The sequence below is a fragment of the Lelliottia nimipressuralis genome (genome assembly GCF_004115925.1).
GTDB lineage: Bacteria > Pseudomonadota > Gammaproteobacteria > Enterobacterales > Enterobacteriaceae > Enterobacter > Enterobacter nimipressuralis.
Window position 1 is genome coordinate 21272 of record NZ_SDDX01000027.1, and the last position, 11556, is coordinate 32827.

12 protein-coding genes are annotated in these 11556 nt (G+C 55.1%); 10 read left to right on the forward strand and 2 right to left on the reverse strand.

Features of this window, described 5'->3' with window-relative positions:
• Window positions 1-9: 9 nt before the first annotated feature.
• Window positions 10-321 (reverse strand): CcdB family protein, encoded by a 312-nt coding sequence (locus tag ETG88_RS19540; RefSeq protein WP_129036160.1) that lies wholly within the window; start codon window positions 319-321, stop codon window positions 10-12.
• Window positions 321-566 (reverse strand): type II toxin-antitoxin system CcdA family antitoxin, encoded by a 246-nt coding sequence (locus tag ETG88_RS19545; RefSeq protein WP_164971823.1) that lies wholly within the window; start codon window positions 564-566, stop codon window positions 321-323. Before ETG88_RS19545 ends, ETG88_RS19540 begins: the two co-directional genes overlap by 1 nt.
• 97 nt (window positions 567-663) lie before the next feature.
• Here ETG88_RS19545 and traW point away from each other — a divergent pair, with 97 nt between their 5' ends.
• From traW to ETG88_RS19595, 10 genes are read left to right on the forward strand one after another with little or no spacing between them, the layout of a single operon-like run.
• The gene (gene traW, locus ETG88_RS19550; RefSeq protein WP_129036162.1) at window positions 664-1293 is read left to right on the forward strand and encodes a type-F conjugative transfer system protein TraW; all 630 of its coding nucleotides are present in this window, start codon (window positions 664-666) and stop codon (window positions 1291-1293) included.
• A gap of 2 nt (window positions 1294-1295) precedes the next feature.
• The gene (traU, locus tag ETG88_RS19555) at window positions 1296-2288 is read left to right on the forward strand and encodes a conjugal transfer pilus assembly protein TraU (protein ID WP_129036163.1); all 993 of its coding nucleotides are present in this window, start codon (window positions 1296-1298) and stop codon (window positions 2286-2288) included.
• Window positions 2289-2299: 11 nt separating this feature from the next.
• On the forward strand, window positions 2300-2902 hold the full coding sequence (gene trbC, locus ETG88_RS19560) for a type-F conjugative transfer system pilin assembly protein TrbC (RefSeq protein ID WP_129036164.1): 603 nt from the start codon (window positions 2300-2302) through the stop codon (window positions 2900-2902).
• Window positions 2895-4754: a type-F conjugative transfer system mating-pair stabilization protein TraN gene (gene traN / locus ETG88_RS19565; protein ID WP_129036165.1), complete on the forward strand. Its 1860-nt coding sequence runs from the start codon at window positions 2895-2897 to the stop codon at window positions 4752-4754. The genes trbC and traN overlap by 8 nt, the downstream gene beginning before the upstream one ends.
• Complete coding sequence (traF, locus tag ETG88_RS19570) at window positions 4751-5545, forward strand: type-F conjugative transfer system pilin assembly protein TraF (RefSeq protein ID WP_233446142.1); 795 nt, start codon at window positions 4751-4753, stop codon at window positions 5543-5545. The genes traN and traF overlap by 4 nt, the downstream gene beginning before the upstream one ends.
• Window positions 5546-5555: 10 nt before the next feature.
• Window positions 5556-6125, forward strand: coding sequence for a type-F conjugative transfer system pilin assembly thiol-disulfide isomerase TrbB (gene trbB / locus ETG88_RS19575; RefSeq protein WP_129036166.1), 570 nt, complete (start codon window positions 5556-5558; stop codon window positions 6123-6125).
• 10 nt (window positions 6126-6135) lie between these two features.
• Window positions 6136-6624, forward strand: coding sequence for a hypothetical protein (locus ETG88_RS19580; RefSeq protein ID WP_129036167.1), 489 nt, complete (start codon window positions 6136-6138; stop codon window positions 6622-6624).
• Window positions 6617-7975 carry a conjugal transfer pilus assembly protein TraH gene (traH, locus tag ETG88_RS19585; protein WP_420890806.1) on the forward strand — a complete coding sequence of 453 codons (1359 nt, stop codon included), beginning with the start codon at window positions 6617-6619 and terminating at the stop codon, window positions 7973-7975. Before ETG88_RS19580 ends, traH begins: the two co-directional genes overlap by 8 nt.
• Window positions 7975-10830 carry a conjugal transfer mating-pair stabilization protein TraG gene (gene traG, locus ETG88_RS19590; RefSeq protein WP_129036169.1) on the forward strand — a complete coding sequence of 952 codons (2856 nt, stop codon included), beginning with the start codon at window positions 7975-7977 and terminating at the stop codon, window positions 10828-10830. The genes traH and traG overlap by 1 nt, the downstream gene beginning before the upstream one ends.
• Window positions 10830-11516, forward strand: coding sequence for a hypothetical protein (locus ETG88_RS19595; RefSeq protein WP_129036170.1), 687 nt, complete (start codon window positions 10830-10832; stop codon window positions 11514-11516). Before traG ends, ETG88_RS19595 begins: the two co-directional genes overlap by 1 nt.
• The last annotated feature ends 40 nt before the right edge of the window (window positions 11517-11556 follow it).

Sequence of the window (11556 nt, forward strand, 5' to 3'; positions counted from 1 at the left end):
TGTAAAGGATTAGATCCCTGTAATTAAAAGATCCATTGCACTAACGATTTCATTATGCAGGTGACGAGCATTTGCGACAGGTTCTGTTTCCAGACGTTTTAAGTCCAGGCTCGTCATCAGGTCTGTCAGGATCACAAAATTATTACCTGCAATATTCACGACAGGGTGAATACCACTGATTGGCAGGAGATTTTCTCGGGAAGTTAGAGGAATAACGACCCGGGTGTTCAGGTTTTCAAAGAGGTCATGCTGAATAGCCATGAAATATGGGTAATAATCGCGACCCTTTCCTTTGTTCCGATAGATATCGAACTGAGCCATTAAATCACACCTTCTTCGTCAGAAAACAACCCGGCTTTCTCAACAAATGCATTGTGCGATGCAAAGGCTTCCTGATTTTCCTGCAAGAAGCGATCTCTTTTTGACTGCTTCAGCTTTTCATGAAGAGCTGCTTCGAGTACAGCAGACAGGTTGATACCGCTTTCTTTGGCCTCAATCAACAAGCTGGCAGTAATCGTGACATTTGTTCGTTTTTTTGCGGCCTGATGGAGCATCTGACGCGGCATAAGTCCTCCTTCAATGTGAGTGATGTGTGCATTCATCTCGCACACTTATGGTGTGCCATTTAATGATGTAATGCAAATTAAGAAACAAGGAATTTGGATGCAACGTTCTGGACTGATGTTTATTCTGACGGTAATGGTTTCTTTCCCCGTAATAGCAAAAGACCTTGGCACATGGGGAGAACTGTACCCCATCGCTGAACAGGACATGCTCACCACCATCAATACCCGCCTGCAGGCCATGAAAGACAGCGGAGAACTGGATACTCAGCAGGAGGCATATAAAAAGCAGGTGATCGAAAAGTCCCTGCGACCCGCTCCGGTTGCGGGGCTGACACTTGCCCGGGAAAACCGCACCCACTACATCAATCCGTCGATGACGGTCGCAGAAGATCTGGCTGACCATCAGGGGCGCGTCTTTGCGCACAAGGGCGACGTGGTGAACCCGCTGGACACAGTTCCGTTTAACCAGACGCTCTACTTCATCGACGGTGATAACCCCGACCATCTGGACTGGATAAAGCGCCAGAAGCCGGACACGGTGGTGTACCGCGTTATTCTGGTTAACGGGGATATCCGGGAGGCCACGAAGGCGCTGGGCGAGCGCATTTTCTTTGACCAGAAAGGCACGATGTCCCGGCGCTTCGAACTTAGTGCAGTTCCGGCGCGCGTCACGCTGGGTGAAGACAAGCGCACATTGCGCGTCGATACTTTCACTCCGGAGGATTAGCGATGAAAAAGCTGTTATCCGCTCTCTGTCTGACCGCATCAGGCCTGTTCTGGCCTGCATCTGCGTCAGCCAGCGCCACGGAATGCGAGGGGAATTTCGTTAATCCGATCACCGATATATGCTGGGAGTGCATATTCCCGGTCACGATAGGGAACGTGGCTGTCGCGACCGGCTCGCAGCCGGATACGGCCAATCCCTCAAGCCCTATTCAGATTTGCCCCATGGGCGTGTTCTATCGCGTGGGTATGGCGATGGGCTACTGGGAGCCGATGGCGCTGGCGGATGTGACCCGCTCGCCGTACTGCATGGTCAATCTGGGCGGGTTTAATCTGGGCGTGGGCGGCGTCGGAACCGGCAAAGGGACCCAGGAAGATGGTGATGAACCCGGTGCGTTCTATCACGTCCACTGGTACAAATACCCGCTGACCTACTGGCTGAACATCATCACCTCAGCGGGGTGTCTGCAGACCGGCGATCTGGACATTGCGTACCTGTCCGAGCTCGATCCGATGTGGAACGACAGCAGCCTCAGCATCATTATCAATCCGGAAGCCGTGCTGTTCAGCAACTCCGTTGCGCAGGCCGCCTGTGCCGCTGATGCCGCCGCCAGCCTGTTCAAAAAAGCATTGGACGTCCTGTTCTGGTGCGCAGGCTCTCAGGGCACGATGTACCCGTTTACCGGTTACACCTCAAATGAATACAGTCCGCTGCAGTCATCCTTACTGGTCGCTGAACGTATGGCGTTCAAGCTGCACCGTGAGGGGCTCATCATGAACACTATCGGGCAGAACACGGCGGTCTGCTTTGAGTACCCGTCCCCGATTATCCCGAAAGAGCGCTGGCGCTATCAGATGGTGAACAAGCACCCTGATGCGGGCCAGTGTCACCCTGTCGGCCGCAGCGTCATGCGCTGGGAGACCGGACGTAACTTACCTAACGATCGCCGTAACTTCGGCTACCTGTTCTGGCGTAAACGGAACTGCGTTTTCCTCTGAAGGACCACTCAATGAAGCGATTCTCCCTGCTTCCGGCCATCGCGCTGGCCGGTTCGGTGTCGGCGTTTGCCGATGGCGACAACAAAGCCTTTTTCAACGACATGCTGCAGATGGACCGCGAGCGTCACAGCATTCTCGCAACCCCTGATTTTGCCCGCCCGCCGGCACTGTCCGGGCAGGATACAGACTACATCACGTCGCTTGCGCGACAGCAGCAACAGCAGGCGAAGCCGGATGACAGCGCGCCAGCCGTCATGATGTTTGTCTCGTTCTCGATGCCGGAGGATGACCTGCGCGAGCGGGTGAAAGATGCTGCCGGCCTGGGCGTGACGGTGTCGCTGCGGGGCATGGTTAACGGCGATATGCGCCAGACGGGCACGCGTATTGCTCAGCTGGTAAAAGAGACCAACACGGGCGGCATGCAAATCGACCCGGTCTCGTTTCGCCGCTACGGTATCACCTCAGTACCGACGCTCGTCGTGACGTGTGAGAAAAAGTCAGATCGCGTGTCGGGTGATATCAGTCTGCGCGAGGCGCTGAAAAAGGTCGCTGAAGACGGCGACTGCGCGGGCATTGCTGAGAGCGTGCTGGACAGGGAGGTGGCGCATGGCTAAACCTGTGTTAACGGCACTTGCCGGCGCGGGCCTTCTGCTTGCCGGTTATGCCTGTGCCGATGCGTTCAGCGACGGCATGTCGTTTGGTAAGGGGCAGCAGAGTACCGGTACAAATGCGATCAGCAACTTCTACCCTGAAGAAACGCTTCCGGACTATACGGCTAACCCGCCGGAAACCGGCTACTACGGCGGCGTGACGTCACCGGGCATTGACCTGACGAGCCCTGGTTCGAATGCCCTGAACACGTCAGAAGTCGGGCAGACCATCACCGAGTCGATTCTTAACACGCCTGCGGGCAACAAGCCCTCACTCGACGCGCCGTTTATCACGGCGGGTACGGACATGCAGGACAACGCGGAAAGCGTTATCGACCCGTCGTTTGACGACTGCCAGGAGCAGAATGCGACGTTCACCGAAACCAGCACGCATCAGTGTAACCGTACGCCAGCAGCGCGACTGTACTGTACCCGCACCGCGACCATCGGGGGGAGCTGGAAGGACACGCTGGTCACGGAATCCTATACGGTACCGAACAGCGACTTCACGCCTGTTTATGATGGCAATAAGGGTCTGACGTTCACATTTAAAGCTCCGGCAACCGGGACGGTTCTGAGCGCGACGTATACCTTTTACGTTAATGATTCGGCAAATCTTTATGACTTTAATTTCTGGGGGGTAGTCAAAACCCTGCAGGGGAAGACGCACACCCTGACGTTACCGGGTGCCGTGGGTGCCAGCCTGACGGAAGGTGGGGCATCCCCGAGTGGATCATTAATCTCCGGTGCCTGCCTGCCCGCAAATCAGGGGCGCTGCCGTGAATATGCCAAAAAAACCGTTGACTGGCTTAAGGGCGGGACGAAAGCGAACATGACCATTGTCCTGCAGATGCGCGTGACGGGCAAAGAGTGGGTACCGGAAGTCGTCTGGTCGGAATCCTGCCCGTTCGACAAGCAGGAAGAGGTGCTGCAGGGCAGCGTCTGCACCGAAGAGGGCGGAAACAAAACCGTTGTGGTGAATGGCAAGGAACACAGCGTCTACAGCGCCTGCTGGCAGTACCAGGACACTTACATCTCTCAGGAGGCTGACAACGGCACCTGCGGCACCTATATGAACAACCCGGCCTGTACCGTCAACGGTACGACCTGCCTTGAGTCGCTGGCGGGTGTCTGCCTGTCCGAGATGGCTACCTTCTCCTGTGAAAACAAAATCTCCGGGACCGGCATGATGTGCGGCGGCGAGTTCTTCTGCACCGATGGCAGCTGTGCGCAGGGTGAAACGGGCACGAACAACATGTTTGCCAAGGCGGTCTCCACGCTTGCCGCAGTTGCATCGGCAGGGGAAGACATCGCGGAGTTTAATGAAGCCGACGTACGTGCATTCACCGGTAATGCACAGCGCTGCCGCAAGGCGATGGCCGGGTTCAGCAACTGCTGCAAGGACTCAGGATGGGGGAATGATGTCGGGCTTGCGAGCTGTAGCTCGGAGGAGAAGGCGCTGGGTCAGGCCAAGTCAAAAAAGCTGACGGTTAAAATCGGGACGTACTGTGCGCACAAGGCGCTGGGTGTGTGCCTTGAGAAGAAAGAGAGCTACTGTCAGTTTGACAGTAAGCTTGCCCAGATTGTGCAGGACCAGGGCCGTAAGGGGCAGCTTGGTATTGGCTTCGGGAGTGCGTCCTCCCCCAACTGTCGCGGCATCACCATCGATGAGCTGCAGTCCATTGACTTCGACACGCTGAATTTTGCGAACTTCTACAGCGACCTGGAGGACGGCACCACCATTCCGGAAGACAGCGAACTGCTGGAAAAAGCGAAGCAAATGATTGCCGACAAAATGGCGGAGGCGGGTAAATGATGCGTTTGCGACTTCTGGCCCTCGTCATCGGTGTTGCCATGACCAGCGGCGTCATGGCATCGCCGGATGTGGTCATCAATCCCCGTCATGCGCTGGAAGAGGGCTGGCACTGGTACAAGGACCCGGCTGATATCGATGACGATGATGACGCATTTCCGGCGATGCAGGCTCCGGGACCACAGCCTGCGCCCCTTACCGCGTCAGAGCAAAAAGCCCTGCTGCAGAAGGAGACCCAGGAGGCGCTGGATAACGCCATTCTCTATCCGTCGCCGGAGAACTACCGCCGCTACGCGGTGATGAAAGAGTACTGGGTGAATCAGGCGACCGGCTTCACGCAGAGCGGCAAGAAGGCGCTGCTGCAGTTCCCGGAGCTGAACTATAACCTGGTGCGCAGCCACTATAACGGCACATCTGCCGCCCAGCAGTCGATGACGAAAGAGAAGGAGACGTTGGCGGTCAGCCATGTGGCCGAACGCTACGGCATCATGTTCTTTTACCGGGGTGAAAATCCGGTGGACAGCCTGATGGCGGGCGTCATCAAAACGTACTGCGAAGAGCGTGGCATTTCCGTCACCGGCGTCTCCGTTGACGGCAGACTCAGCGAGCAGCTGACCAATAGCTTTGTTGACAACGGCCAGGCGGAAGCCATGAACGTGAAGTTCTTCCCGGCCACCTTCCTGGTTGACCCGAAAGCGCGGCAGTGGCAGCCGCTGGCCTGGGGCTTTATGGCCCATGACGACCTCGATCGCCAGGTCGTGAACGTCCTCACCGATTTCAAACCCGACTACTGAGTAACCCCTTATGAACGCAAAAATACTGATAGCCGGCAGCCTGCTGGTTGCCTCGGCTTGCGCCTTTGCAGGCAGTACAGTCGATGAAATCCGCGCGCTGGATGCGGCGAAGGCCGCTGCAAAAGCCGCCCGCGATGCTGCTGATGCACAGCCCGGAACGTCAGCACCAGAGGCCATTCCACACCGCCTGAGCGACGGGCGCACTGTCAATCTGGCTGACTGGACGGTCGTGCTGTTTATGCAGTCCAGCTGCGAGTACAGCCAGAAGTTCGATCCGGTACTGAAGGGCTTTTCCGACCGTACGGGGCTGCCGGTGTTCCCGTTCAGCATGGACGGCAAGGGGGATATGACGTTCCCGAACGTACTCTCTGCGACACCGGATGTGATCCTGGAATACTTCCAGACGGGGCTGCCACTGGCCACCCCGACCACCTTTCTGACCAACGTCCACACGATGGAAACCTACCCGCTGCTGCAGCAGTACGCGGATGAGATGACGTTTGCCTCGCGTCTTGATGAGGTCTTCAGGCTGGCGCTTGACCGTCATCAACCTTCTTCAAACCGCATTCCCAAAGCATAAGGATATCCCCGTGAACCGTGAAAAACTCGAAGCAGCCGTTCGTCATTATGTGAAGTCTTATGGCATGGACAATATCTGCCGGGACGATGTCATTCGGTACATTGAGGCGACGGGCTGCTACGTCAGCCACGTAACCTCGGACAGCATCACTGTTGCTTTCCCCGAGTCGGGCGAAGTGACGCTGACCGGATACGTTTACAGCAACCAGAATGTTAAAGACGGCTCACCCGTTCCTGTCGTTTTTGGGCTTTGTGGTGTCGTTGCTGGTTTTACCAGCGTACTGTTTGCCTGGCTCATTAACTGGTCGTGCATACCGGTATCAAAGCATGATACGGCACTCATGGTCGTTCAGCTTGCGACATCATTCCTGGAAAGTACCTCACTGGTATTACTGGGGGTAAGCCTGCTTATTGCAGGCGGGAAAAAAGTACATGAGCGCTGCTTCTGCACAGGCCGTAGCCTTTTCAAAGGGAAAGCCGGGGGGAGCAATGCTGCGTAAAAGTCTTCTTGCAGCCAGCCTCCTTATGGGCCTGGCTACGCCGGTTCTCGCCAGCGTCGAAAGTGACATGAAGTCCTTCTTTAAGGACATGACCTATTCCTCTAACGCCACCTCAGCAAAGGCCTGGCAGGGACAGGCGGCACGGTACATGACGGGGGGGTCGTTCTACAGCCGCACCGGCGTGAAGAATATCCAGATGGTGTCCATCAGCCTGCCGAGCATCTCCTCCGGCTGCGGCGGTATCGATGTCTACCTGGGGGCATTCTCCTTTATCAATGCGGACCAGTTCATCGCGTTCATGAAACAGATTATGGCCAACTCCACGGGCTATATGTTTGAGATCGCGCTCAAGACCACCGTGCCGGAGCTGGCGGCGGCCAAAGACTACGTGCAAAAGCTGGTTTCCGACCTGAACCAGTTCAACATGTCCAGCTGCCAGGCCGCGCAGGGTATCGTCGGCGGCCTGGCCTCAATGTGGAGCGAGTCGCAGCAGGCGGTCTGCCAGTCCGTTGCCGGACAGACAAATATGTTCGCAGACTGGGCCGCATCGCGTCAGGGATGTACAACGGGTGGGAGCTACAACAAGGTCACGGATAAGGCGACGGGCAGTGAAGCCGACCAGGTCCTGAAAAATATCAACCTGATGTGGGCGGCGATGGAAAACAGCGCCCTGAGCAACAGCCAGGAGCTGCGTCAGTTTGCAATGAGCGTCAGCGGCACGGTGACGTTTGATGGTGAAGGCACCATGCGCGTGCTGCCGAGCCTGATTTCCAATGACAAGGCGGTGCTGAACGCCATGATGAACGGCGGTACGGCGAACGTCTACGTCTGTGATAACGCGAACAAGTGCCTGGCGCCATCCATCAACAAACTGACGATTGCTGAGTCCAGTTCGCTGGTCAGCATGACGCGTAAAACGCTGGAGGAGATTCAGGATAAGGCCATCAGCGACACGGCCTTAACGGAGGCCGAGCGTAAGTTCATTAACAGCACGTCCATTCCCATTCTGACCTGGATTATCGACCAGTCTTCACTCTCCGTGACCCGCAGCCTGTTTGATCAGCTGGCTGACTACATTGCCTGCGATATCTACCTGCAGTACATGGACGGCATCCTCAAGCAGGTTAACGCGCAGCTGGCAGGAAAGGATTATCCGGGCGAAAGCATGTCGCTGTTACGCAACAGCCTGCGTGATGCAAATAGCGCCCTCAATACGCTGCGTATGGATGTGCAGGTGAAAGAGAGCGCGCTTATCAGCGCCCAGCATCAAATCCAGTTCCTGCGCCAGCAGGTGTCCTCCCAGATGACCGACCGGTATATGGGCAACTACCAGTTCGGGAGAGTTAACTGATGGCAAACGTGATTGAGGTTTACACCATCGCCGGTGGCGCGTGGTTTAAGGATGTGTTTAACGGCGTAGCCATGTTCTTCAACAGCTCCGCATCGGACTATCTGCTGGCGATGGGCACGCTGTTTTCCATTCTGGTGGCGGCGCTGGCGTACATCAAAAGCAAAGATCTGATGGAGCTGATGAAGTGGGCGGTTTTTTACGTGATTGTCGTAACCGTGCTGGTCGGGATTAAAAAGGATGTGCAGGTTATCGACCTGTCCGAGCCGTCGGCGATTTACCAGGTAGACAATGTCCCGGCAGGCATTGCGGTACCAGCGAGTCTGCTGACCCGCGTCGGTGCCGGAATGGCGCAGGTGTATGACACCATCTTTGCGCGCCCGGACTCGCTGACCTATTCGAAGACCGGGATGATGTTCGGGGCCGCGCTGGCCGTGGGCAGCACCAACTTCATGTTCACCGAGCCGGAGGCCCAGCGCATCTTCACGGACTACGTAAAGAACTGCGTGGTGGCGGATATTCAGCTCAACAGGAAGTACACAATGGGCGACCTGATGCGCGCAACTGACCCGTATGCGCTTATCTTCAGCAACCCGAGCCCGCTTCGTGGTCTGTATGATACCGACCGTAACTTTATGACCTGCGAAGCAGCCGCGGCCTGGCTGAAGAACAACAGCGGCGACCTGAACGGGCGCGATACCGGTTCGTTTATGAAGCAGGCTTCCTCCTGGCTGCACGGCTTCACAAACCAGGTGTTCGGGGCAAACAACGGCGGCACGGCCATCTTCACGGAGATGCTGAGCGACAGCTATAACTGGTTCCATAACACGTCATCCAGCTCGACGGAAATCATCCGCCGCAACGTGGTGATGAACGGCGTGCGACACGGCCTGAACAGCTATGCGGTGGACAGCGGCAACACGGCGGGGATGCTCAACATTTCCAGCGAAATGTCGCTCGCCAAAATGCGTATGTCGCAGTCAACAAGCGCCAGTATCGCCACCCACACGCTGCCCATTATGCACACGGTGCTGCTGGGGATGACCATTGCACTGTTCCCGGTGCTGGTCGTGCTGATGGTGGTCAGCGCCCTGTCCTGGCAGGTGCTGAAGGGCTACATCTACACCATTGCCTACCTGCAGATGTGGCCGATATTGTTTGCCATTCTGAACCACGCCATGAACTTCTACCTGAAGGATAAGCTCGGCGGTACGCCGGTGGTGCTCTCAACGATGGACCAGGTGCAGAACACCTACTCGGACATTGGAACCACGGCGGGCTGGCTTGCTATCTCCATTCCGTTTATCGCGTGGGGGATGGTGAAGGGGCTGGGGCAGGTGATGTCACAGGCGGGCAACTACATGGGGCAGACGCTGCAGGGCGCGGCCACCCAGTCGTCCTCGCAGAGCGTTGATGGTACGTACGCCTTCAACAACATGCAGACGGACAACGTGCAGGGCAGCAAGTGGGACACCAACTACAGCCACCGCGATGGCCATATCAGCCAGCAACTGGATAACGGCGCCGTACTCACGCGCACCCGGGACGGCGGTACCGTGATGAATACCAGCGAGGGGATGTCGAAACTGGCGGTCCATATCGGCGGTGCGGAGTCCACGATTGCCGGCTGGAATGCCAGTGCTCGGGAGCAGTATGCGCAGTCGGCGCAGCATCAGACGGGCTACCAGAAGGGCAAAGAGGCCAGCTGGAACCAGCTGCAGCAGTTTGTTTCACAGCATGGGCATACCGACTCTGTGGTAAGCAGTGGCGATTCCGGGCAGACCGCCAATATGACTCGTGGCGCCAGCAATATGATGTCGATTGTTGACCGCTACGCCGAGGCAAACAACCTGAGCAAGTCTGCGGCCTATAACGAACTGATGGACAAATCCAGTCGCGGGTCCGTCAACGCGGGGGCAAAAGTATCCATTGGATCGCCTACACTGATTAAATCCGTCACTGGCCTCAGTGGAGAAGTTCATGCGGGTACCGAATTTACTGGTGCAACGCAGTCTTCTCACGGAACGAACCAGTCTAATTCGCAGCGCAATGACAACAGTCATGATAAAAATGCGCAGATGGTTGAGGACTTCCGCCAATCGCGCGATATTGTTGAATCGAGCGCGGCTAAGCTGTCTGCTTCACATAATGATACCGGCATCAATAATCTCAGCGAGCAGCTTGGTGCCGCGCTCAATGAGACGAGCAAAGAGTTTGAGTCCTGGCAAAACAGCGAAACGCGGGCGCGCGAGTACAGCGAGATGGCGACGTACGCGAAGGACCATCGTGCCCAGTTCGACCAGAACTATGATCAGATGTTTGCTGAATATGTCTCGCAGAAGGCACCGGGCAGGGCGCAGGCGGTGCTCAGCGATACCGGCTCACCTGCCATTGCCTCAGAGCGTGAGCAGCTTGTGCATGCGTTCATGCAGGAAAGGGTTTTACCGCAGCTGGAACAACAATACCGCTCAAATAAAGCCTCAATCGGTCAAAGCATGCCTGATGCCTCAGGTGGAAATAACCCTGCCGTTCAGGACACTTTTGACAATAACAGTCGTGTTATTGGTGAAAAAGGTGAGGCCGCAAACATCAGGCAGGATTCTCAGGAACGTGTGAATAATCAGTTGAATGACGTTAAGAAAAGAATATCGGAAAGTGGTTCAAATATTGATGCCAGTAAAGGAAATATTGAGAAAGGTAATGCTAACCTGAAAGATAATCATGAAGCCGCAAGGAAAGCGCAGGAGCAAGGGATGATTGCAGAAACCGAAAGGCAAAGTTTGTTCGATAAAGATATGCTTATTCCGCATAAATCAGTAGATGACACACCCTCTCTATTTAAAAAGGATAAGAATTGATGGCGATTACCAATCACGACTTGCTGGGTTTTAGAGTGATTAGTTTGCTGGTTGCAGCTGTTTTTTCTGCGGTTGTATATGTTGATATACATGCATATTTCATGTTTCCTCTGTTTCTTTTGCAGTTGGTGGTGTTGGTGTTAGCGCTAGTATTAAAAAGAAGACGTAAAGAAAAAAGTCTTGTGATTATTGGGAAAGGTGGTTTTATAGCAATTGTTTTCATCTATATATGTGCGGTTGCGCTCGGTATTACTATGTCATTGACAACTTCACGCACAATGGATGCTATATTCCTACTGCTTTTTTATGTGGTGTGCCTCGATGCGATAATGGCAATCCCGTTTGTACTGTCGTTTACAGACAAGTCTAAATGGCAGCATGGAGGCCCAGTTTCACGTTCTGGTTCGGGTTCAGAGATAAACCATGTAAATGGCCACATGGCAGCCGCTTATGCCGACTCGGACTATAACCTGATGAGTAACGAGATGTGCTGGCCTCAAAGTGATTGCCATGCGAATAGCATTACTGACAGTCCTCCAGGGGTTAATCCTGCGTCAGGACTCCCAATGGCTAACGATGCAATTGATGTTGGTGGTAATGTTTATGGTTTCGGCGATACATCTTTTGTGAATTATGACCACCACACAAACCAGTTTAGCGATTTTGATTACCACAACAATTCATAGAGTTCGTTGAGTTAATTTAAACAGGGCTATGCAATGTAGC

Coding starts and splice junctions, on each gene's coding strand:
- ETG88_RS19540 (WP_129036160.1), bottom strand. CDS start 321: ATGGCTCAGTTCGATATCTATCGGAACAAAGGAAAGGGTCGCGATTAT.
- ETG88_RS19545 (WP_164971823.1), bottom strand. CDS start 566: ATGCCGCGTCAGATGCTCCATCAGGCCGCAAAAAAACGAACAAATGTC.
- traW (WP_129036162.1), top strand. CDS start 664: ATGCAACGTTCTGGACTGATGTTTATTCTGACGGTAATGGTTTCTTTC.
- traU (WP_129036163.1), top strand. CDS start 1,296: ATGAAAAAGCTGTTATCCGCTCTCTGTCTGACCGCATCAGGCCTGTTC.
- trbC (WP_129036164.1), top strand. CDS start 2,300: ATGAAGCGATTCTCCCTGCTTCCGGCCATCGCGCTGGCCGGTTCGGTG.
- traN (WP_129036165.1), top strand. CDS start 2,895: ATGGCTAAACCTGTGTTAACGGCACTTGCCGGCGCGGGCCTTCTGCTT.
- traF (WP_233446142.1), top strand. CDS start 4,751: ATGATGCGTTTGCGACTTCTGGCCCTCGTCATCGGTGTTGCCATGACC.
- trbB (WP_129036166.1), top strand. CDS start 5,556: ATGAACGCAAAAATACTGATAGCCGGCAGCCTGCTGGTTGCCTCGGCT.
- traG (WP_129036169.1), top strand. CDS start 7,975: ATGGCAAACGTGATTGAGGTTTACACCATCGCCGGTGGCGCGTGGTTT.
- ETG88_RS19595 (WP_129036170.1), top strand. CDS start 10,830: ATGGCGATTACCAATCACGACTTGCTGGGTTTTAGAGTGATTAGTTTG.